This is a genomic window from Psychroflexus curvus, assembly GCF_020164585.1.
Classification (GTDB): Bacteria; Bacteroidota; Bacteroidia; order Flavobacteriales; family Flavobacteriaceae; genus Psychroflexus; species Psychroflexus curvus.
On record NZ_JAIQZF010000002.1, the window covers coordinates 274,612 to 298,193 of the forward strand.

The window sequence follows — 23,582 nt, forward strand, 5'->3', positions numbered from 1 at the left end:
TTTAAGTTTTAGATAAAAAAAAATCCGAACTAAAGTTCGGATTTTCAAAGTTATTAATCAAATCTTCGGGGGGTAAATTATTTTGTAATATACCAACATCTATTAACTGTTTGGATACTTCAATAAAGGTTTCAACATTTGGGCTTTCAACTTTGTCGTACTTTTTAGTTTTTTCCCAATCATCCTTTACTTGCTCCGGCGATGTATTTTCAAAATACATCTTCAATCTTTCAAGTATAGTTTCCATTGTAATTTATTTTTGAGCTTAACTCAGTATGCAAATGTAGCATATAAAGCTAGTTTAGCAAAAGATTTAAATATTATTTAATAGGTAAGAATAAACCTTGCTTAATTCGTTTTTATATCTTGCCTAATATATGCAAAATATTGTAATTCAATTGCATATATCCTTTTGAGAAACCTTGCTTAATGTGTTTCTAAGCTTGCTTAAATCCATTTTTACATCATTTATTATTATTTCACAGAAGGACATTGGTGTCCCTTTGTACTAATTCACTTTCTTCTTCCTAGTCCTTTTCAGTTTTTGAAACAAAGTATCCTTAGCTACCATCTTTTCATATTCTTTAAATAAATACTCTAACCGTTGAGTATCGTTCTCAAAAGGTTGTAAGCGGTAACAACGCTCTACGGCTTCGTCTAGGTCTTTATGGGCTTGGCGTAAACCTTTGGGCATTTTATCGGGGTCGTACAGCTCTGCCATGGTTTTTTCGGGATGCTTTTCTCGCTCTTCTAACACCGCATATACATTTTCTTCTATATTGGCTTTTTTGACTCTGCTGATTTCTGGGAAAGGGAAAGTGTTGTAAACCATATTGACAGAATATCTTATATCATTTCTCATTCTACCTGAAATAGCTTTAGCCCACAAAATGTGTAATTTACTTATGAGTATACCAAATATGTAAATATCGGCATCATATATTGTTAAAAGCCCATTACTTGCAACTGTTTCTTTTCTTAAAAAATCTACAGGTAAATATTCTCTTCTTAGAGAACTTGTGAATGGTAAAGCTAACGCTACTCCCTCTTCATATTTTCTGTAAAAAAATCTATGTGGTACTGATGAAGCTTTTTTAGCATCTCGTCCACCATTTATACGATACTGATAGCACTTATCTATTCTATCTTTAATTTTTTCAATTGATTTAGCTTCTTCAATTTCATCATCATTTATCCATAAACAATACCTTTCGTAACCGTTTAAAAAATCATTACCTCCTAAATATGGTTTGATAAATTTTGATGACTTTTCATCTTTCTTTTCAAGATCCATTTTATCAGATAATGTTAATACAAGGTGACCACCATCAATACCGCTACTCCCTAATGCCATTTTAGGAAAAGATGAAATTGGGTCGTTCCTTTTCTCAATAAATATGGTGGGGGCTCCAGTAAGATAGGGGTTTATATTATCAACTTCACTTAAAGTACCTATGTTATATATTTTTTTATTACCATTTGATTTATTTTGTAAACCTATAATAACAACAGAAACACCTGCGTTTGATTTTGCATTATTTGACCAATTAAATGTAGTATGAGCAAACCCAATTTCAATTTCATTATTAAAAATATACGGCCACAATAAAGACACCTGTTCTCCTTGGCATATTGAATTAGTTGACACAAAAGAAGTCCTCGAGTTAGAGTTTTTTATATAATCAGCACCTTTTTTAAACCAACAACTTATGTAATCTAATCTCTTTACATTACCTAAACCTTTAAAAACAGACGACATATCTTCTTTTTGTTCTTTTTCCCATCCTTTATAACCTAAATAAGGCGGATTTCCTAACAAATAAATTTCATCGTCTTTATGTTTAGGGCAAACTTTTTCCCAATCGACACGAGTAGCGTTGGCGAGGGTAATGTTTCCCGAAGCTTTTAAAGGTAAAATAGGGTTGGACTTGCCGAGTTCGAGTTGGTTTTCAAAATACTTGTTCATTTGGTGTTCGGCGAGCCAAAGTGAAAGTTTAGCGATTTCGTGGGCAAAGTCGTCTATCTCTATACCATAAAACTGGGTAAGCTGAATGTTGGAATAAATAAAGCTTTGTTGGTTTTCGGTATCTAATAAAGCTTGCCAGATTTCAATTTCTAGTTTGCGTAATTCTTTGTAAGCAATAATCAGGAAATTACCACTGCCACAAGCAGGGTCAAATATTTTGAGTTTGCTAATGCGGTCTAATAGTTTCCGTAGTTTCTTAGAGTTGCCTTTGGCTTTTTCTAATTCTTCATATAAATCATCTAAAAACAAAGGTTTTATCACCTTCATGATATTGGGTACAGAAGTGTAGTGCATTCCTAAATTTCCCCGTTGGTCGGGATTGACAACTGCTTGAATCATGGACCCAAAAATATCGGGGTTGATGTGGCTCCAATCTAACTCCCCGCTTTCTTCTAGTATATTCCTAGCTTGTTTATTGAATTTTGGAATGCTGATAACATCCTGAAATAAACCGCCATTGACATAAGGAAATTGGCTGATGTAACTTGCCTGCTTGCTATTGTCTTTGGTGTTTAAGGCTTTAAAAAGTTTGTCTAAATACAAGTGTACATCGCTCCCATCTTTTTGGGTGTGTTGCATCAAGTTATTGGTAAACATGCCCTTTATGGGGAAGATATCTGTATCTTCTGCGAAAAAGCAAAATAACAATCGAGAGAAAAATAGGTTAAGTTCTCCTACGCCGTTTTCTAGTATTTCAGGGTTTTCTTCAATTAAAATATCATACAACTTTGCCATACGGTAGGAAGCTTTTCTGTCGGCTTCATTTTCGTTACTGGCGGTATAAACTTCTTGTCCTGCCCAGGGTAAGAAAAACGTATGATTTTTAGGTAAGTCTTTTATGCTAACCTGCAGGTTTTTGTTGGTGCGAGTATCCTTAGCGGCAATCTCATTGTAGTTGGTAATGATGATAAAACGTGGGTTGTGTTTTAGGTTTTCATCTTTGCTATAATCGTCTACCAATGCCATTAAGTTATCGCTATCTACTTCTTTAAAAAAGAGTTTCTTTTTGTAGAGGATTTCATCTTTATTTTTGGCTAGGTTGAAATCGCCTTTTTGAAGTCGGGTAATGGAAGTTTTGGAAATGCCGTAGGCACGTAATAAGTCGTATATAAAACGTTGTGTATTGAAGTTGTTAACGAGTTCTTGTACTTTATCGTGAATTTCGGTTGAGGTCATACTATATAATTCATAGTTAGTTTAGTCCAAGGGCAATACTAAACTTCCATTTAGATGTTATAAAAGTAAATACTTTAATCAGAAATCATCATAGTTTTAAAAATAAATGGAAATTTTCACCTCAAAATAATTATTTGAAATCCAGATAATTTCAATCAGATTAGTATTAATATACCAATGCTTGTATATACGCTGAAGGACAATTCTTTACTTTTTATAAAATTAATCTGCTTAACTTGAAGTCTAAAAAATCATCTATAAAGTGTTTAAAATTGAGTAACTAACTTATTTGATAACATTGATATTTTATTTAAGCTTTGTATAAAATAGCAGTTATGGACAGGTGATAACAACGCAAATTTGAAAAATACTCACTGCCCATGTACTACTATATAGAATCAAACAAATCACCTCTATTGCCTTGATTGGGGTTGTTAGCAATAGTTTCAATAGAATTCAAAATCTTTTGAGCTTCAAGGTCATCAATTTTGAATTTTTCCTTAATCAAAAGTAGAAGCTTTTCATCAACACTGTAATATTTAGTGCTAGATTTTTTTTGGATAAAGCCATTGGGTTTCTCGATTTTATTAGGTTTTATAAACGATTTTGTATGTTTTTCAGGAATAATGTCGAAAATATTAAAAATCAAATCTTTTGATTTAAGCTGAAAAAGCGCAAGAAGATAATCCTTGTCAAATAATTTTAGTAGGTCAACATTAATCTCATGGTAAGACTTACCTTTAATTGTATATTCATTTTCTATTTCTCGATACATTTCAATTTTCTGATTTGAAAAATTAAATATGTCTTTAATTGAATCAAATTCCTTGACTTTACGCTTACATTTATTTAGATAGTATTTTGTAATTGTAGGCTTTGTCATATCAAATTTTGAGAAATAAACAAGATTACGGCTACCACGAAAAGAGTCTAAATTATTAAAAACAAGTTCAAATCTAAATATATCTCTGGAAGTATCTAAGCCTTGTTTTTTTAGATAATTTAAAATATAAAAGTCTTTAGAGTCTTCAATCGCCTTCTTTTTATCTTCAAGTCTTAGAACTAAATCACGTTTATTTTTATCAATATTCCTAAAATAGAAACTCTCGTGATTATTAGGGGTGTACATATTTTCTCTGTAAATCTCATCTCCCATATAAACGTGGTGATTTGTAGGCTGAACGATTTTACTATTTTGGATATGACTCAAAACAGAATTAAAAATGGTTGAACCCACAAAATCTCTTGCAATTTCCATTTTACTGGGTTGGACTTCAAAGTCTAATGAGATTAGGAATTTGAAGACCTGCATTATTTCATCCTGGTGATAGTATAAGCTATATTTATTGAATCTTATATGACTTACTTTATCTCTCCGTTTAAAGCTGTAGTCAAATTTTGCAATCTCTTTACTACCGTACATGAGCAAAAGGTTCTCACTATAATTGTTATCTATTTGAGTACTTTTAGTAAGTTTAAGGCTCTTGTCATATTTGTCAAGTTGAATTTTAAAATTTATTAAAGAGTCTTCAAATCTCAGGGTCAGTCTTAGCTTATCTATTATTACATTTTCCATTTTTGAGCGTTGTTTTTATTATATATTAAAATGCTATCCGCTCGTCGTATGTTTTTTTAATGAAAAAGCTATGAGGGTTGAAATTTGTTTATCTAAATGATTTGATTCTGATAAGAATTAAGGTATTATAAACCTTTAATTGAAATTTACTAGGTAATTGTTATATGTAGTAAATATTATTTAATCACTTAATAGAAGTGTATTATAGTGAGTGATTTAGGTACTTGAAGCTTTTAGAGTCGGCTAATTTTTTTAAAAAAATAAACTTATCTAATTATTCTGATATAACAATCAATAACATAAAATTATTGATATGAGTAAAGGATTTACAGGTTTTGGATTAACCGAGGATGAGTTTAGAGAAATGATTCGTGAGGTAATAGTAGACGAGTTAGGTGTGTTTATTGAAAAAATGCAAGAAGTTAAATTACAGCCTACTTCAAGGAAAGAAATGCTTACCAGACAGGAAGTGATTGATGAATACAAAATAGGGTCGACCAGATTGTACAATCTTAAAAAAGAAAATAAACTAGTCCCCAAAAATTTTGAAGAGGGAAGAAGAGATTACTATTTTAGAGAAGATTTAGACAAGCATTTCAAATGATTATTTTATTGTTGTTCTATTCCAAAACTGTTTTAATTTTTCTGCATACTCACGTGGTGTTATTTTAATATATTTCAAAAATTCCGTTTCAGTTTTGTGTCCAGTAATTTTCATTATTGTGAGCGAGTCAATCTTACCGTAGAGGTTGGTAGCAAAGGATCTACGACAGATATGTGAAGAAATTAACTCATACTTTGGATACTTATCTTTTCTCTTACGTGATAAAATATCAACAACCTCTCCTTTATCATTTTTCTTTTCGACCATAACCCTTTTTGCTCCCTCAATAATTTCATCAATCCCTGCTTTTTTTGAAACTTTTTTAATGTAATCATTGAATTTTTGGTCAGATATTTCTCTAGGGAAATCCCCATCCCTGCTTTTTAAAATCTCCTCGACTTGTGGATGGATTGGAATTATTACTGGAAAATCTGTCTTTTTAGTTTTCCAATTTATAAAGCCATCATCTATGTTTTTCTTTTTTAGTTTTAATAAATCTGAAACTCTTAAACCAGTCCGTAAACCAATTATAAACCAGTCTCGAGCATTTTTCAAGTGGTCATGTTTTAAGTTTTGGTTGTAAATCTTATTTATTTCATCATCATTCAGATAGGTGTCAACAGTATCATTATCTGGTGAAAAAAAATCTCTACTTTCTACATCTTTATGAACAGATATGTCTTGTCTTTTTGCATTTCTACAAAACAACTTTATGTCATCAATATAACCACCAATTGTTTTGTTGCCGAGCATATGCTCAGTCTCTAAAAAGATTATAAAATCACTGTGAAATGATAAATCGATTTTTTTCAAAAGCACTCTTTGCCCTTTGTATTTCTCGAAGTCAATAATTTTATTCTTAGTTGAGCGATAATGTTGTCTAGTCTTCTCTTTGATACTCTTTCCATCTCTTGTTTTTCTAGTCTTAGAATCTTCTATATATTTATCAATAAAATTAGTGAGGTAAAGCTTTTCATTCTCTTGGTATTCATTATCTTCATGATTTAAGATAAAAGCTAATTTGCGTTTGAGCCATTTGCTGTCAACTATTGCTGCTTCTAGTTTAGCATTCTCAAATTCTTTTTTTACGTGAGTGTCAAGGTTGCGTAGCTTTTCATTAAGTAGCTTGTAATCGACTTTTTTTGTCTTAAGAATTTCCTCTTTGGTTTTGCTCCACCTATCTTTAGGAACTTGAATTTTTGTTGACAAACTACAATCGAATTTGGCGCCTTGTTTAAATCGATAGTATATGGTTGAAAATTCCTTTTTACTATCTTTTATTATAAACTTACCTGATGCCATTTTGAATAATTTCCCCCAAATATACCCCCAATTTTAGAGTTTCAAATGAATTTGGATGAAATTTATTGAAACATGAAAGTCAACGATATACTATAAACACAATGTTTTCGGGTATGTTTTGTATCATTTTGTTTCGTTTAAAATTAGAGTTTTACTTTCTCCGCCCGTACTTTGAAAGAGCTTCTCATTTGAGAGGCTCTTTTTTTTTGATTTTGAAAATAAAGGTGTAAGTGTTCTCTGAATACCTTCCTGAAGTTTCAGGATTTGTGAGGAGGTTTTTTGAATTCGCCAGTAAATGTGGAGGGCGTGGTGCCCGCCCGAACGTACCTTTTCGGTACGGGCGGGGAATTGGTAGACACGCTAGACTTAGGATCTAGTGCCGCAAGGTGTGAGAGTTCGTTCCGATAGCTATCGGAACTCCTGCCCGTACTTTGAAAGAGCTTCTCATTTGAGAGGCTCTTTTTTTTTGATTTTGAAAATAAAGGTGTAAGTGTTCTCTGAATACCTTCCTGAAGTTTCAGGATTTGTGAGGAGGTTTTTTGGATTCGCCAGTAAATGTTGAGGGCGTGGTGCCCACCCGAACGTGCCTTTTCGGTACGGGCGGGGAATTGGTAGACACGCTAGACTTAGGATCTAGTGCCGCAAGGTGTGAGAGTTCGTTCCGATGGCTATCGGAACTCCCGCCGTACTTTTAAAGAGCTTCTCATTTGAGAGGCTCTTTTTTTTGTTTAAAAAGATTGCTGGTTTTTTTGATTTTGAAAATAAACGTGTAAGTGTTCTCTGAATACCTTCCTGAAGTTTCAGGATTTGTGAGGAGGTTTTCTGAATTCGCCAGTAAATGTTGAGGGCGTGGTGCCCGCCCGAACGTGCCTTTTCGGTACGGGCGGGGAATTGGTAGACACGCTAGACTTAGGATCTAGTGCCGCAAGGTGTGAGAGTTCGTTCCGATAGCTATCGGAACTCCGCCCGTACTTTTAAAACCAGCAATCTTTTGAGATTGCTGGTTTTTTTATTAAAAGAGTCTTAGAGTTTATACTGAGCTTTTGTTGAAGTACCCGTACTTTAAAAGAGTTTCTCATCTGAGAGGTTTTTTTTAAATAAATTAGATCTGAGTTACTCTCCGATAGCTTTTCAATAAAAAAGTCTTGTCTAAAACCACCCAAACTCACTTTAATAGACGCTTGATGCGTAAAACCAACTCATTAGGGGAAAAGGGTTTACTGATAAAATCATCTACTCCAAACTCAAAGGCTTTTTCTATGGTAGTTTCTTCTTCACCCAGAGAGGACAAAATAACTACAGGAGTCTGTGGAGAATTAGTTTTGATGTGTTGTACAACTTCAAGTCCAGATTTAAAAGGCAACATAATATCTGTAATGACTAAACGTGGCTTTATTTTATCAAAGCGTTTGATAGCATCGGCACCATCTTTAGATATTACAATTTCAAAATTATTTTTTTTGAGGACGAAATCAATTATTCTTAAGGTTAATTCGTCATCCTCAACCACTAAAACTTTAGACTTCATTACTAGTAGATTTCTATTTCGTCAATCATAAACATCGCTTGTTTATTTTTTCGTTTTCTCCAGGAAGGTAAGTTTTTTCGATTGGTGATTACTAGTATAAATTTACTAAAATTATTTAAATCCTGATCATTAAAGGTTTTCGAAATAATTTTAATTTTATAATTTTCAATAGGCTGGGGGAAATTTATGGTATCTATTTTTATTTTTTGATCATCTTTTACGCCAAAAAGCGTGACCTCTTTAGGCGTGAAAATCCAATGTCTTTGATCTTCTAAAAAGTTTATTCTGATGTTCTTTAAAGGTGTTTTTTCTATAACAATCTGAATTTCCGCATCATTGCCATACCATCCTAGCCAGTTAATATTAAAATCCTTATACCCTCGAACTCCATCGGTTAAGCCGTAAGCCCCTTTTTTATTATAAGACTTGCTGGGTGAGGTCAATAGCCTGATTTCTGCTTCTTTAGCACTCGGACCTATATTGGCATAGCTGGCTATTTCTGTCCAGTTTTGGAAATATGCATCGGGACTCAAACCCATTTCAGCTATTTCGTAAACGCCTTTATTATTCAAGTAATTTTTAAAATCTTCTACCCTCTTGGTTAGGTTTGGTTGAATTTTGTAGCCTTCTTCAGAAGACTTTTTGACAAACATACCGTGTCGATCTTTTCCAAAATATTTTGATTGCTGAAAAAAGGTATATTCCAGAGAGAAACGTAAATCCTTTACTCGATTACTCATTACCGGATCATTGCTAACAGCAGCTTCAGCCTTCAAAATAATTTGATTGTATTCAGCCATCCTTTCAGGACTTAGAAAAGTCTCAATTTGCTCGACCGGGTTATCATAAATATTCAAATAGGAATGTGAATCAATTTGATTTGATGTGAGCAGTTTATAATATGTCAAGACATATTCCCCTGCTTTGCCATAATACATGTCTATAAAATTTTTGATTTCTTCGTCCAGATTCATCTCAGTATTCAGCATCAAATTGGCGAGTAAATATTGTCTTAATTCATAAAAATGAGAAGGAATGTCTGCAGAACCCTGACTAAACACGCCCTTTACTCCGGCAGATTTAAGATAATCATAGTTTTTCTGAAACGTGTGGATATTAGGGAAAGCTGAAAAATAATCTGTAAACTGTACCGTATAATCCCAGAAAAAAAGATTTTCTGTTGTCTCTTTCCATTTTTTTAGAATTGACCTCATACGGGCACTTCTTGGGTCTTCTGCAAAGCTTCTGCCACGATTTAAACTGATTGGACAATACATAGTGTAAAGATTGTGCACAAGATGTAAGTCTTTTGGAGGCTTAGCGGTGTGTAGATAGGCCAAAGTCATTAGCTTGTTTGCGGGGAACTGTTTTGCCAACTCGTTTATGAAAACATAATGGGCACCACGCTTCTGGCCATGCTTTTGATTTAATTGTTCACATTCGTGGCATTGACAATAGATGGTATCATCGTTCTGACTTACCGAAAAGAATTCAGCATTTGGATTTTGTTGAATAATGTTTCCTAGTTCGGTTTTGAAGATTGCTTTGGTCTTCTTGTTTGTGTAGCAAATAGAACCTGGATTTCTTTTACCTTCATATAAAGCAAAAAGTTCTGGTTGATCTTCATAATAAGCTTTTGGCGGCATCAGTTTATAAAAACTATGCCCCCAAACACCAAAATCTCTATCAATCTGATCTAATTGATACCAGTTCCTGAATTTTTCATCCCAATTTCCAGGATAGTATAAATAGCGGTAGTCAAAATCAGGTTCAGATTTTTTGTAAAATTGGCTAGGGAAACTACGGTGCTCTTTTGATTTCAAAAACCAGTCTTTTTCGGTAATTTTTGTAATTCCTATTTTTTCCAGGAAAAAGGCTATGCCGCGTTGTAAAGCTTTTTGGCTACCTCCGCTTATCCTGATATTGTCTTCATCAGAATAAATTTCAAAAGTGATTTCGTTTAATGTTTTGGTATTGATGCTTAGCAGAATTTGATGTTTTTTTTCCTCTGAAGACACTTCAATGGTTTTACCTAAGACTTCTGTCAGATAATGGGTTAGATCTTCTGAAGTTTGTTTCGTAGTTTTTGTGTGATGTAAGCTGACTTGAAATTCGTTAGAATTGTAAATAGAAATAGTTTGTGAACTTAAAGTCAATGTCACATTTAACATCATAAACAGTAAAAAATTTCGTGCCTGCATTTAGTTGAACTTATATTGAAAACTTAAAAATAAATCGTATTCATTTTGAAAACGATCTGGTAAAAATTCTTGGTTATTGTATCCTCCTTGAATACCAACCAAATACTTTTGGTTTATCATTCTGAAATATCCCAAATTGACTCGATAAGATTCAGTAGATACTCGACTTTGAAATTGTCCTAAAGTAGAGCGTTCATCTGGCGAATTTCCGTATCCTAAATTCATAGAGATATAATCAAATCTGCTGTCTAAATAATAACGTGTTGTTAGCGTAAAAGCTGGATAATATGTATCCCTATTTTCGGTCATGAAATATGACCTCAAATAAATCCAGAAAGAACCTGCATATTTATTAAGCCCGAGTGCGGCTGTGTAAAATTGACGGTCGTCAAAGGTTTGAGTATATCGCCCACCAATATCTGCTCCCCATCCTTTATTAAAATATACAAAATGAGAAAATCTAAATCGCCAAGTTGGAAATACTTGATCTTCACTATAAGAGCCGCCAATATAGCTATAGCTTTTCTTGCCTGTGAAATAATAAGATTTTAATTCATATTGTAAGCCAGTACTATTGCTTCCTACAGCAGATTGTCGATCTGCATAATTTACCTGAGCTATAAGCGATCCCCATTTTCTTTGTCGAATGTACTGAAAGCCCGATAAATGCCAGGGCCCTACGTTTTCTCTGTCGAAATTCGTAAGACTGTAAGTAATCCCAGCGATATCATAATCAAAACGGAGTTCTAGATCTACTAAGCGCCTATCTAAATCATTGTTATCAGGAAATCTTGGTTGAATTTCTTTTATGAACGTGTATTCGCCTTGTAAATCTTCCAGAGGCTGAAATGTGGAAAGTTTTTTAAAATAAAAACTGTCTTCATCTGGATGATGCTTTATTGCTGCTTCACTAACCTCTTTTGCTTTTTGGTAATTTTCAGCCTGGAATTCTAAATTGAACAAATATGAAAAGGCGGCTTCGTAGTTTTTATTTTGATTGATGACATGTTCATAATTTTTGCGAGCTTTGTCAATTTCGCCTGTCATTTCCTGTGCTCTGCCCAACACTAAATTGTAGTCGAGATAATCAGGGGCAATCTTCAATGCTTTCTGCGCATTGATTTTGACTTGTTCGTATTCTTTTTCTTTTAATAAATCAATAGTTTCATATAAAAGAGAATCGACATTGATTTCTTGACCTATGATATTGTTCTGGCATATTACAGCAACAAAAACCAACCAGAAAATTTTAAGATTGAATATGTTTTTCATACTATTTTAAATTTGATGGTTTGTGTTAAAACCTTTACGCGTCATTTCGCCCCATTTAAGTTCTTTTTTACTAATAAACAGCCAATACCCTTTTAAATAAGCAAAAGTATTTATGGGATGATATACAATAGGTTCTACCATAGAAATGCTTATTAAAATTAAAATTTCCTTTAAGTTATTGTAATTTTTAAATAAAAACTCATCTATTAAAATAGAAATTAAAGTGATGCTCTGGAAGAAAAGAAAAATGGCTAGTGTAGAGTATAACAGGAAATAAAGGTTAATATCTAGAAAAATTAAAGAAATGATAATTATAATTAGACCTAAAAGTTCTAGGATTGGCACAAAAAATTCAAAAAAAACAAAATAAGGAAAGACCAACATGCCAGTTATCCCATATTTAGGGTTGAAAAAAACTTTCCGGTGAATTTTTAAGGATTGGATCAAACCTCTTGACCATCTAGAGCGTTGCCTTATTAGTATTTTTGCAGAAGCTGGGACTTCTGTCCAGCAGAGCGATTCAGCAAAATATCTAATCGAGAACTTTTCCTTTTGTTCGTGCATCAATTTTCGCAATCTTATAACAAGATCTAAGTCTTCTCCAAGCGAATCATGCCAGTAACCACCCACTTCAAAGAATGCTTTTTTCTCAAACATACCCAGTCCGCCAGAAACCAGAAGGAGACCATTCATTCGGCTCCATGCCATTCTACCAAACAAAAACGAACGCACATATTCCAGCTCTTGAAATCTTGGAAACATTTCTCTAGGAAACCTTACTTCTTTTAAGAGCCCTTCTTTTACGATACAGCTGTTGGAAATTCGGATTCCTGCGCCAGTAGCAATGACACGGTTTTTTTCGCTCATGAAGGGATAAACAAGCTTTATAATGGCGTCTTTTTTTAAAATGCAATCTACATCGGTACATAAAAAAATGGGATATTTACACGAGTTTACCCCCGCATTTGAAGCATCTGCTTTAGAACCAGCGTTTATTTTATCTACAACCAAAAGTTTGTCATAAATAGGATTTGTAGATTTATAATGTCCGCGAACAGTATTGGTTTTGACTTTTTCTTCGTAATAAAAATCTACTTTTTTTAACTCAAAATGTGTGATGAGTTTTTCCAGAGTATCATCTTTGCTGCCATCGTTTACAATAACGACTTCAAACTTAGGATAAAGCAGGGACAGTAAAGACTTCACATTATAAACGATGTTAGCGCTTTCGTTGAACGCAGGTGCTATCACAGAAACGCCAAGCACCTGGTTGGACTTGAGCATCTTATTATTGGTCAAATCGTATTTAACTCTAAGATTTTTATTGATTGCCAAATATGAATAAATTGCCAACACCAAATAAAATGATAGGTAAATGAGCATGAATACCAGAATAAAGTATTCAAACCAGGTTACAAAATCAGAGAAATAGTCTATCATTTAAGGAGGGGTTCGTCAATGTGTTTCTTTATGTTTTTTATGTTCTGATTGTTGAATGCCAAATAAGACATAAACGCCGGATCAATAGATTTGACTGCTCTTCCAATTTCAAGTTCATTTCCAGAGTTTTCCAATAAAAGACTCTTTAGAAAATCCAGATGTTTATTATTGCCTATTTTACTAAGGGTTACGATAATTAAAGTTTGATTAGCTTCTGTTTCCTCAGTATAACGCATAATTATTTCATCTGCTTTTTCAAAGAGAAACAAATCGCCTAAAGCTAAGTAGGCCAATTTTCTTACCAAAGTGTTTTCATGATATATACAGTCTGTAATTTCAGATTCCAAATCTGAGGCGTTATAATAAACCGCCAGATGGAGACCAACTCTCACAATAAAATCATTTTCAGAAAGTAAGAAATGTTTGAGTAATTTTGGGCGTTTAAGTTTTCGCGTTTTACAGATACCGAGTATTTCTATTTCTTCAGCGAATGCGAATTCATAATCTAAATTAACCAAATATGAAAAATCTTTCTCCGACAATATGATATAAGCCATCAATGCATTTGCACTCAATTTTTGATTATCATGGTATATATATTTTCGAATATGATTGATAGCAGGTTTGTAATCCAAGATTTCTAATTGGTAGATTCCTTTTTTTTTGAAATAAATCATTGGAAATTTTAAAAAACGACAGCTGTGTTCATTCAAAGCAAAAGCTTCGTAAATCGTATGGAAACTATTATTTTCTATGCCTTTTAAATTAATTTTGAACTCAATAAGAGAACTAATCAGCAATTCTTTAAACCAATAGCTATTGTAAGAAACCTCATCTTTCAATTTTTCTATTTCCAGATTTAATCCAACTTCTGAGAACTCTCCAAAAATAACCTTAGGTAGAAAAGCATTAATTTTTCTTTTATCTTTTTTATTTTGAATGTTTCTCATCGTTATGGTGAATCTATTAATGAATAACAAAACAATCACACTCAAAAAGAGAGTAAGCAGTATAGGTATGAAGTAAGGTATAATAAAGGTCTCAATAAAAACATTTTTTTTCATAGAGTAACTTTATAAAAATTGCTAATATATTCAATTAATTGTGCAAAATCGCTACAAAGTTTTAACTTTTTATTCAATTTACAACTTATAGTTAATATTAATTATCAATAAGCAAATTATTTTCAACCAACAATAGTAACGCCGAGTGGTGGCTATTGTAATTTTTGAGCTTAATTTTTAATAATATAGCGAGGTTAATAATGTGAATCGACTGATTTTCAATATACCTAAAGGAATTAATATTGGTTATTGTAAATTACCGGAATTCTCTATGCTCTAATATGGCTATCATTTTTTAATTGTATAAATAAGTCTGTTTATATCTAAATTTCAAGAGCGTTTTTATTGTGAATACCTAAATGTGTAAACAAATACTGTTGTAACTGTCGGTATATCTTTTAGTACTGCTTATAATTTAATCCTTTTACTTTTTTTGTTACTCCTACGACCAATCCTTTACAACTACTTATGTGCTGCTCTTATTCGAGATAAGTTTTAAGATAATGATGAGAACATATGTTGATTTACTTAGATATTATTATAAGGATTCTTTGTTAAAAATCACATGTAAGGATATTTTTTCACAAAGAAACCTTAATTTTACGAAGAATATTCTTACATTGAAATTTCTAATAATTGTAGTACATGAAGTTTTTTTGCTTTTTAGTCGTTTTGTGTGTGGGATTTAATTTTGCAACGGCAGACCCTACCAATCCAACCAAAATCAAAGTGGTTATTGATGCCGGGCATGGGGGCTCAGACACTGGTGCACAAAGCAATTCTATTTTAGAAAAACAAATTGTTGCAGATGTATCTTCTCAACTCAAAGAACTTTGTACTGATAAAAATATAGAAATCATTTTATTGAGAACTGGAGATGAATTTATGTCGCTTCAGGACAGGGTGGACAAAATTCAATCCCTTTCCCCGGATCTAGTAATCTCTCTTCATGCTAATTATTCAAAAAACAGAGAGAGAAATGGAGTAGAAGTTTTTGTCGCTGAAAATGACTTTACCATGGAATCTTCCTATTTCGGTACCAAAATACTGGAATCTTTTAAGCGTAAATACTTCAAAACATCAGCGTTACAATCCGCTAACTTTTTTCTTTTAAAAAATCTCAATTGTCCAGCAGTTACTATCGAACTTGGATTCTTATCCAATGCTGAAGACATGAAGTACCTCAATTCAGAATTTGGTCAGAAATTTCTGGCTCAACAAATTGTTTCTTCTTTAGACTAATTCAACAGCAATAGCATGTATTCCATTACTTTTGCATTATGGAAGTAATGGAAACAGATGTAGTTATTATTGGTGGAGGAGCAGCAGGCTTTTTTGCAGGCATAAATCTTGCTGCATCAAATTCAGCAGTAAGCGTGCTTATTCTGGAAAAAAGCAAGCAGGTTTTAAGCAAAGTAAAAATTTCTGGTGGTGGGCGTTGCAATGTCACTCATGCCGAATTTGATCCTACAGCTTTAGCAAATAATTACCCCAGAGGGTATAAAGAACTTTTAGGACCTTTCCATAAATTTATGACGGGAGATATGTTTAGTTGGCTCGAAGAACGCGGAATAGAACTGAAAATCGAAGATGATCAACGTGTGTTTCCAGTATCAGATTCTTCGCAAACCATCATTGACTGTTTTGAAAATGAAGCCAAAAGACTAGGTGTTGTGGTGAAAACCAATGCAGGTATAGATAAAATCAAGAAATTGGAAGGGCAGGATTATTCCTGGGAGCTTAAGGGTAAGGAGGTTCATGCAATAGCCAAAAGGGTGATTATAGCCTCCGGTAGCAGTCCAAAAATGTGGCGACTTATAGAATCTCTCGGTCATGATATTATTGAGCCAGTTCCTTCATTATTTACATTTAATGTGAAAGATAAACGGATAGAAAACCTCTCTGGAATAAGCCTGGATGCAGAAGTTGAAGTCTTTACTACCAAGGACAGAGGCGTGTCTAAGCAAAAGCTGCAAAGCCTTCACTCATCTGGTCCGCTTTTGATCACCCATTGGGGACTAAGTGGCCCTTGTATTTTGAAGCTTTCGGCTTGGGGGGCTAGAATTTTTCAGGAATTAAATCATCAATTTCAATTGAGAGTGAACTGGCTTCCCAGCCATAATATAGAGTCTTTGAAAACTCTTTTTGAAGAATTGAAAACTACCCAACCCAAGCAATTTCTTTATTCCAATCCAATAGAAGGCCTGCCCAAGCGATTCTGGCAAAGCCTTTTAGAGCATATTGATATAGATCAGCAATTGAATTGGTCTAATATCAGTAAACCACAAATTCAATCCTTAGCTGAGGAACTCTGCGCTGGTGAATTTCATGTAAATGGTAAGAGCACCTTCAAAGATGAATTTGTCACTGCAGGAGGTGTCAATCTCAAGGAAATTGATTTCAAAACTTTTCAGAGTAAAGTGCGCAGTAATTTATTTTTTGCAGGGGAAGTTCTTGACATTGATGCTGTGACTGGGGGCTTCAATTTTCAAAGTGCATGGACAAGTGCTTACATATGTGCAAAGCATGTGAGCGGGACTTTGTAATGTTAAACTTCTGTTTAGATTACAGCTGCGACTTTTATTTCTGTTAAATTGATTATATTAATTTAAAATCCTAACACAATGAAAAAGAAAATCTTTATTTGCGGAGCTTTATCAATGACTTTATTAAGTACGAGTTGCCTGGGTTCCTTCAGTGCTTTCAATTCATTAAGAGACTGGAACGATGGAGTGACAAGCAACAAATTTTTAGACAATTTAATTTTTTGGGCCTTAAATATTGTCCCTGTTTATGGACTTTTTATAACAGGTGATGTTTTATTATTTAATGTCATGGAGTTTTGGACCGGAAACAATCCCATAGCTATGGCAGAAGGTGAGAAAGATACTCAATACGCTACAATAGAAGGGCAGGATGTAAAAATGACGGCTACAAAAAATCATTTTGCTATTGAAGTACTTTCGGGTGAAAACAAAGGTGAAATTCTGGAGATGGTCTATACACCAGAAAACAAAACCTGGAACGCTATTGATGAGAATGGTGAACTAAAGAAATTAGCCTCGATGGAAGATGGGTTCTACATGGTTTATACTCCCGCAGGAGAAGCTATACAGATGGATCCGATGGCCTCAAAAGAACAAAATATAGCCATTCTTAAAGGTAAGGTTGCAGATTATGAAACCTCTATGTGGGCAGATGCTAAATAAATTAAATTGCTGAATTCTGATTATAAAACCGCTTAATTGATATGAAGCGGTTTTTTGAATATTAACATTTGTTAGTTTCAATCCTAGGTTATTTTTAGGTAGTTTTCTGTCGTATTTGATAAAAAATAATATGAAATCAAAATCACTTCTAGTGTTTTTGTTTGTACTCGGAACATATTCATCTGTGAGTGCACAAACAGAAATCAAGCTTATAAAAACTTACTTAGCACAGGAACAAGTACAAAAAAAAATGTCTTCTGATGATTTTTCAGATATTAATGTCAGTTCCATACATTTCTCTAAAAGTACCAGCCTGAATCATGTTTATGTTCAACAGGCTTATCAAGGTATTCCTATTTTCAATGCTATCGGAAATTTTGCCATCAAAAATAATGAGGTAATGTATGCCAGTTATGATTTTGAATCTGATCTAAACTCCAAAATCACTACACAAAATCCATCTTTATCTCCTCAAGAAGCCCTTAATGCAGTTACAACACAGTTGGGAATTGAAAAACCAACGCAAATTTCTGTTTTAAAATCTAATTCTAAAAACAATCTGGTTCTTTCAACATCTGGAATCTCTGCTGAAGATATTCCGGTGAAGTTGGTATACCATAAATCTAAAGATGGTATTTTGAATTTGGCCTGGGATATGTCTGTCCATCTTATAGACGGATCTCATTGGTGGAGCTTGAGGGTAGATGCCCTCAATGGAAGAATTTTGGAGAAAAATGACTGGATTTTAAACTGTAATTTTGATCATTCAACTTTAACCAATAGAAAACTAAGAATCCCTTATACACCAGAAACACTTTCAGAAAAAGCTTCTGCAGCTATTGAAGGCGCTATGTACAATGTGTTTCCTTATCCCATAGAGTCACCAAATCATGGACCAAGACAAATTGTCTTAAGCCCGGAAGATGCTAAGTACTCCCCTTTCGGATGGCATGATACCGATGGAGTCGATGGAGCTGAATTTACAATTACCAAGGGAAATAATGTCTTTGCTTATGAGGACATAGCAAACGAGAATATTGCTGGTTATTCACCTGATGGGGGGAAAGCCTTAAATTTTGATTTCACTTTAGACTTTAATCAACCACCTCAATTGAATCAGGCAGCAGCAATCACTAATTTATTCTATTGGAATAATATTGTTCATGACATGTGGGGTCATTACGGATTCGATGAATCCTCTGGTAATTTTCAACAAACCAATTACACTGGAAAAGGTGAGGACAATGATTATGTGAGAGCCGAGGCTCAGGATGGTAATGGTCTTAACAATGCTAATTTTGCGACACCTCCAGACGGTTTTCCTCCACGTATGCAGATGTTTTTGTGGTCTCCTTCCGGCCCATTGGAGGAGCCTTTATCCATAGACATTCCGGAAACTCTGGCAGGTGCTTATGATGGTGTTGCTGCTACTTTTGGACCTTCACTTCCATTAGGACCTGTTTCAGTTGAGTTTGCTCTGGCTCAGGATGGTGATTCAGCTACAGATCCATTTGATGCTTGTGAGGACCTAATCAATGCAGGAGAACTGAATGAAAAAGTGGTTTTAATAAGGAGAGGTTCATGTACATTCGTAAGTAAAATTGAAAAAGCCGAGGCGGCTGGTGCTATAGCTGTGATTATGGTCAATAATGTTGGGGGTGAGCCAATTATTATGGGAGGTGAAGATACCGGTATTACTATACCTTCTATCATGGTAAGTCAGGCTGATGGTGAAGCCATAATTCAGGCTCTTCAAAATGATGAAATAGTTTCTGGCACATTGGTCAATAACGGCCCTTATGAGGTCGATGGAGATTTCGATAATGGTATTATTGCTCATGAATATGCTCATGGTATATCCACTCGCCTAACTGGTGGTGCTTCTGCGGCCGATTGCTTAACCAATGTAGAACAGATGGGTGAAGGCTGGAGCGACTGGGTAAGCCTTATGATGACGATTTCTAAAGAGGATTTAGCAACTCAAGGTAGAGGTATTGGGACGTTTGCTATATCTCAACCAATTGAGGGGAGTGGTATAAGACCGTTTCGATATTCTACAGATACAGATATTAACCCTGCAACCTATGCTCTGACCAACAATCCTGATTTAAGCGAACCTCATGGGATTGGTTTTGTATGGGCGACGATGCTTTGGGATCTAAATTGGGCACTTATAGATCGGTATGGATTTGATTCCAATCTTTATACTGGAACAGGAGGAAATAATATCAATATGCAATTGGTCATAGACGGGATGAAATTACAGCCTTGTAAACCTGGCTTCATCGATGGGCGTGATGCTATATTAGAAGCAGACAGGCTTGCCAATGATGGAGCAAACCAGTGTTTGATTTGGGAAGTGTTTGCAAATCGAGGTCTGGGTTGGAGTGCTAAACAAGGCGATACAGATAACAGAGAAGACCAGGTGGAAGCTTTTAATCTCCCGCCAGGCAGTGAGTTGAGCTGTTCTTTATCCAGTGATGGTTTTGGATTCGATAGTTTTGGAATCTCTCCAAACCCAGCCAGAGAAAGCTTTAGATTGAATTTAGCAAACACAGATCTTTCAAATGTTACAGTTGATATTTATGATATGAATGGAAGACTGGTCATTTCTGAAGTTTCTGATCACAATCAAAAAGTAAACCTTCAAGCTTTATCTCCCGGAATGTATATTGTTGTTGTAGAGTCTGAAAGCAAGATGTACACCAAAAAATTAATTATTAAGTAAACTAAATTTTCAATCACTGTAAAAGACTAAAGTCAGCTGACTTTGGTCTTCCTGCTTTAGCTAACTTTGCTCAAAACTATATTCATGCTTAAGGTCAATAATCTCAGCTATTTTCACGAAAAAGGTACTGGTATATCAGACATCACTTTTGAATTAAAGACAGGAGATCATTTGGCTATTATTGGCGAGAGCGGTTGCGGAAAAAGTACTCTTGTCCAGTCTTTGTATGGTCTTTTTGATTTAGATAAAGGCTCGATTTACTGGAAAGATGAGGAAGTTCGTGGTCCTGCATTTAACCTGGTGCCAGGATTTTCGAAATTTAAACACTTATCTCAGGAATTCGATTTGATGCCTTTTACCACATCAGAAGAAAACATTCAAAAGTTTCTATCAAGAGAGACTCCAGAGGAAAATGAAAAGCGAAGTGATGAACTCATAGCGCTTTTTGATCTTGAAGCGGTAAAGCATCAAAAAGTAAAAACCTTAAGCGGAGGACAAAAGCAAAGAGTAGCTATTGCGCAGGCTTTGGCAAAACCGCCAGAGATGATTCTACTTGATGAACCTTTCAGCCATATCGATCAGTTTTTGAAACACAGACTGAGAAGGCGTCTGTTTCAATTTCTGAAAAAGGAAAACATCACCTGTATTTTCGCCACCCATGATGCAGAGGATGTGCTGCCATTTTCTGATTTTACAATGATTTTAAAAAAAGGGGAAGCTATAGATTTCAGAACTACTCGTCACGTTTATAATCAGCCTAAAAACAACTACTGTGCTTCGCTTTTTGGAGATATCAATACGTTGGATCCCAATGAATTCGGTATAAAATGGAATGAGGATAAGATTTTAGTTTACCCTCATGAAATTGGTATTGAAGAAAATTCTAAATTCAAAGGAATTATAAAATCAAGCTATTTTAAAGGTTCTCATTGCCTTGTGGAAATAGACTATAATTCTGAATGCATTTTTGCAATTTCTGAAGTGGATTACAACGTTGGTGATAAGGTTTTTTTTCAGATAGACACAGAAAAAATCATGAAACGGCTTAATTGAATATTCGGAGGACCCCACTACTTTCTGTAACTCGGTAAGCAAAAAGAGGATACCTCAAATTTTCTACCAGAGGTTGCCCTGTGATAAGGCTATAGCTATTTGGAGGGTCGTCGCAGGTCGATTCAGCATTAAGTCCGTCTATAATAAGCCTGGAGCAGTCACTTGGAGTAAGGTTGGGATCTGCCGCATCCCAGGCTAGAAAGCTACTACCTGAATTTACGATGATAAGCCCAAGATTGCCCTGGCCGGGCACATACACAGAATTGCCGCTAAAGTTGAGGTTGTTGAATTGTGGAAGACTAAGGTTGACTTCATAATTCACATTGATGTTGAGCAAATTTGGGTTTCGCCTTAAATTGTCATCGCTTTCACAGCTTATCAAAAATGATAGGCCTATGAGAAGAAAAATAGCTTTCATATTAATTTTTAGATGTTTATGACTTTGAAGCTACAAAAATATTATATTTGTCATATAGAATCTCGAAACCCGCGGGATTCTTTTTTTGTTATATATAAACGACAAGATTATGAGTAAAGTATCTTATTATACAGAAGAAGGATTAAAAAAGCTTAGAGCAGAGCTTGACCAGTTAAGAGATGTAGAGCGCCCTAAAGCCTCACAAGATATTGCAGACGCCAGAGATAAAGGCGATCTTAGTGAAAATGCTGAATATGACGCCGCTAAAGAAGCGCAGGGTATGTTGGAGATGCGTATTTCCAAACTGGAAGAAGTTGTTGCCAATGCAAGAGTTATAGATGAGTCACAACTGGACACCTCCAAGGTGTTGATCCACAGTAAAGTGAGATTGAAGAACACTAAGATGAATAAGGAAATGACTTATAAGTTGGTTGCTCAAAGCGAAGCTGATTTGAAAGCCGGAAAGATATCTGTAGATTCTCCTATTGGGAAAGGTCTTCTTGGTAAAAAAGCAGGAGACACAGCAGAAATTGAAGTCCCTAACGGAATCATTACGTTCGAGATTCTTGAAGTTTTTAGAGATTAAACTTCTGTGAATTAATACACTACCTGGTAAATCTGATTTTGTTATTAATTTTTTAAAATGCTTAAATCTACTGGTGTCTTTGTTTTTGTGTTTTTTATTTCTTGTATAAAGACTCATGCACAGGACACATTAGTTTTAAACACATCTGTTCAAAAACCATCTCTATTATCGGCTCATGTTTTTGGGATTTTCAGCAGCCGACTCGAGGGGCATTTTAAAAGCAAACCAGATCAGAACTCAAGCCTACAATTCGATTATTTAAGCGGGAATGTTTGGGGTCAGCCTGTAGAAAATTACATCCCTACCTCAAATACCATTAAAAATTTAGTCACTCCCTACGAGTGGCATAGACGAGAATTTTTCGTGGACAGGACAGATGAAAATTTCCTATCCAATACCGAGAATTTCAAAATTGCCTACGACGGGGTCATCAAAGGTTTGAAGGCTAAAGTGTATGTGCCTATAAATTCTAAAAATGCTATACAGGTCGAGTTGCGTTCTTTCCTTCTTACGAGAGGACGATTTCCTTTTACTGGACTCACGGGGGATGATTTTATTGAAGCTATTCACTCCAATATTGCCGGAGGGAAAGACCCTTTTCAGCGAAGAGAATTTGGCCTTAATCAGGCAGAAATCAACTATACCGACAGGCAAGGTCGTCAACTGCTAATTCATGAAAATGAAGGCTTTTTTGGAGGTGTGAAATTGGATTACTACCATTATTTCGAAAACCTTTTACCCTACGAGATGCACTTCAACATCGGGTTGCATTCCGGGATTAATACTTCCCCTTTTAATAAGTCTATAGATTTGGGTTTCACAGCCAATGTGTTTAAAAACATTGCCTTTAGGGATAATACGTATTTTCAACTTGGTTTAAGTCTGGGTTACCTCCACTTGAAGACGGCATCACTATCTGATAGGAATATAGAATTTGCAACCCGACCAGGTTTCCTGAATTTAGAAAGCGTTTTTACCTATAACATTCTAAACTCTAAACAGCAGACCCATAGCTTTGGACTTGATTTTTATATCCAATCTGCTTATCACAAGCCTTCTGAATATGATTACAGCATTCTGTTCAGAAACGAACGGGCTGATCGGTCATGGCATTATAGTGTTACCCAGTTATATCTGAATAATAATTACTGGACTTTTTTCTATGCCTTTACCGATAAAAATAGCTTCAGAGTGTATTTGCAGCAGGACTGGCTGGTTAACAATACTCCCGATTTACAGACAGGGGTGAGTTATGTCATCAGTTTTAGATAAGTGTTTGTGATGATTTAAGCTGACTTGAGTTGCGTTAGGGATTGTAGTGAAAAGCCCGTACTATGGTTTTGGAATAGAGCGGTTATTGTAAAAAAGCGACTGCAAAGAAGCTCTTTTTATAATATAC

At 34.7% G+C, this 23,582-nt stretch carries 18 protein-coding genes; 8 read left to right on the forward strand and 10 right to left on the reverse strand.

The annotated features are described in order from the left end of the window. Window position 1: 1 nt before the first annotated feature. From LB450_RS03490 to LB450_RS03500, 3 genes are all read right to left on the reverse strand, one after another. On the reverse strand, window positions 2–247 hold the full coding sequence (locus tag LB450_RS03490) for a hypothetical protein (protein WP_224486468.1): 246 nt from the start codon (window positions 245–247) through the stop codon (window positions 2–4). 261 nt (window positions 248–508) lie between these two features. Continuing rightward, on the reverse strand, window positions 509–3,202 hold the full coding sequence (locus tag LB450_RS03495; protein ID WP_224486469.1) for a class I SAM-dependent DNA methyltransferase: 2,694 nt from the start codon (window positions 3,200–3,202) through the stop codon (window positions 509–511). Window positions 3,203–3,590: 388 nt separating this feature from the next. Further along, complete coding sequence (locus LB450_RS03500) at window positions 3,591–4,778, reverse strand: hypothetical protein (protein ID WP_224486470.1); 1,188 nt, start codon at window positions 4,776–4,778, stop codon at window positions 3,591–3,593. A 313-nt stretch (window positions 4,779–5,091) separates the two neighbouring features. Here LB450_RS03500 and LB450_RS03505 point away from each other — a divergent pair, with 313 nt between their 5' ends. Next, window positions 5,092–5,382 (forward strand): hypothetical protein, encoded by a 291-nt coding sequence (locus tag LB450_RS03505; protein ID WP_224486471.1) that lies wholly within the window; start codon window positions 5,092–5,094, stop codon window positions 5,380–5,382. On the opposite strand, the gene LB450_RS03510 is transcribed toward LB450_RS03505, so the two are convergent. The 6 genes from LB450_RS03510 to LB450_RS03535 all read right to left on the reverse strand — a co-directional run bounded on the left by LB450_RS03510 (window position 5,383) and on the right by LB450_RS03535 (window position 14,189). Further along, on the reverse strand, window positions 5,383–6,684 hold the full coding sequence (locus LB450_RS03510) for a tyrosine-type recombinase/integrase (protein ID WP_224486472.1): 1,302 nt from the start codon (window positions 6,682–6,684) through the stop codon (window positions 5,383–5,385). A 1,165-nt stretch (window positions 6,685–7,849) separates the two neighbouring features. Continuing rightward, entirely contained in the window at window positions 7,850–8,212 is a 363-nt protein-coding gene (locus LB450_RS03515) for a response regulator transcription factor (protein WP_224486473.1), read from the reverse strand. Between the two features lie 2 nt (window positions 8,213–8,214). Beyond that, window positions 8,215–10,386, reverse strand: coding sequence for a DUF4838 domain-containing protein (locus LB450_RS03520; protein ID WP_224486474.1), 2,172 nt, complete (start codon window positions 10,384–10,386; stop codon window positions 8,215–8,217). Window positions 10,387–10,413: 27 nt separating this feature from the next. Further along, a complete protein-coding gene (locus tag LB450_RS03525; RefSeq protein ID WP_224486475.1) occupies window positions 10,414–11,685 on the reverse strand; it encodes a YaiO family outer membrane beta-barrel protein in 1,272 nt (423 codons plus the stop codon). A gap of 6 nt (window positions 11,686–11,691) precedes the next feature. After that, on the reverse strand, window positions 11,692–13,125 hold the full coding sequence (locus LB450_RS03530; protein WP_224486476.1) for a glycosyltransferase family 2 protein: 1,434 nt from the start codon (window positions 13,123–13,125) through the stop codon (window positions 11,692–11,694). Next, window positions 13,122–14,189, reverse strand: a complete 1,068-nt coding sequence (locus LB450_RS03535; protein ID WP_224486477.1) for a hypothetical protein — start codon at window positions 14,187–14,189, stop codon at window positions 13,122–13,124. Before LB450_RS03535 ends, LB450_RS03530 begins: the two co-directional genes overlap by 4 nt. Window positions 14,190–14,834: 645 nt before the next feature. On the opposite strand from LB450_RS03535, the gene LB450_RS03540 reads away from it, so the two are divergent. The 5 genes from LB450_RS03540 to LB450_RS03560 all read left to right on the forward strand — a co-directional run bounded on the left by LB450_RS03540 (window position 14,835) and on the right by LB450_RS03560 (window position 21,179). After that, window positions 14,835–15,431, forward strand: a complete 597-nt coding sequence (locus tag LB450_RS03540) for an N-acetylmuramoyl-L-alanine amidase family protein (protein WP_224486478.1) — start codon at window positions 14,835–14,837, stop codon at window positions 15,429–15,431. A 38-nt stretch (window positions 15,432–15,469) separates the two neighbouring features. Then, window positions 15,470–16,735: a BaiN/RdsA family NAD(P)/FAD-dependent oxidoreductase gene (locus LB450_RS03545; RefSeq protein ID WP_224486479.1), complete on the forward strand. Its 1,266-nt coding sequence runs from the start codon at window positions 15,470–15,472 to the stop codon at window positions 16,733–16,735. A gap of 78 nt (window positions 16,736–16,813) precedes the next feature. Beyond that, complete coding sequence (locus LB450_RS03550; RefSeq protein ID WP_224486480.1) at window positions 16,814–17,398, forward strand: DUF3332 domain-containing protein; 585 nt, start codon at window positions 16,814–16,816, stop codon at window positions 17,396–17,398. A gap of 130 nt (window positions 17,399–17,528) precedes the next feature. Further along, window positions 17,529–20,126 carry a T9SS-dependent M36 family metallopeptidase gene (locus tag LB450_RS03555; RefSeq protein ID WP_224486481.1) on the forward strand — a complete coding sequence of 866 codons (2,598 nt, stop codon included), beginning with the start codon at window positions 17,529–17,531 and terminating at the stop codon, window positions 20,124–20,126. 84 nt (window positions 20,127–20,210) lie between these two features. Next, window positions 20,211–21,179 (forward strand): ABC transporter ATP-binding protein, encoded by a 969-nt coding sequence (locus LB450_RS03560; RefSeq protein ID WP_224486482.1) that lies wholly within the window; start codon window positions 20,211–20,213, stop codon window positions 21,177–21,179. Here the strand turns inward: LB450_RS03560 and LB450_RS03565 are convergent. Next, the gene (locus LB450_RS03565) at window positions 21,172–21,597 is read right to left on the reverse strand and encodes a hypothetical protein (RefSeq protein ID WP_224486483.1); all 426 of its coding nucleotides are present in this window, start codon (window positions 21,595–21,597) and stop codon (window positions 21,172–21,174) included. The two genes, LB450_RS03560 and LB450_RS03565, sit on opposite strands and share 8 nt — an antisense overlap. Before the next feature lie 109 nt (window positions 21,598–21,706). Here LB450_RS03565 and greA point away from each other — a divergent pair, with 109 nt between their 5' ends. Further along, window positions 21,707–22,183 (forward strand): transcription elongation factor GreA, encoded by a 477-nt coding sequence (greA, locus tag LB450_RS03570; RefSeq protein ID WP_224486484.1) that lies wholly within the window; start codon window positions 21,707–21,709, stop codon window positions 22,181–22,183. A gap of 57 nt (window positions 22,184–22,240) precedes the next feature. Then, the gene (locus LB450_RS03575) at window positions 22,241–23,455 is read left to right on the forward strand and encodes a hypothetical protein (RefSeq protein WP_224486485.1); all 1,215 of its coding nucleotides are present in this window, start codon (window positions 22,241–22,243) and stop codon (window positions 23,453–23,455) included. The last annotated feature ends 127 nt before the right edge of the window (window positions 23,456–23,582 follow it).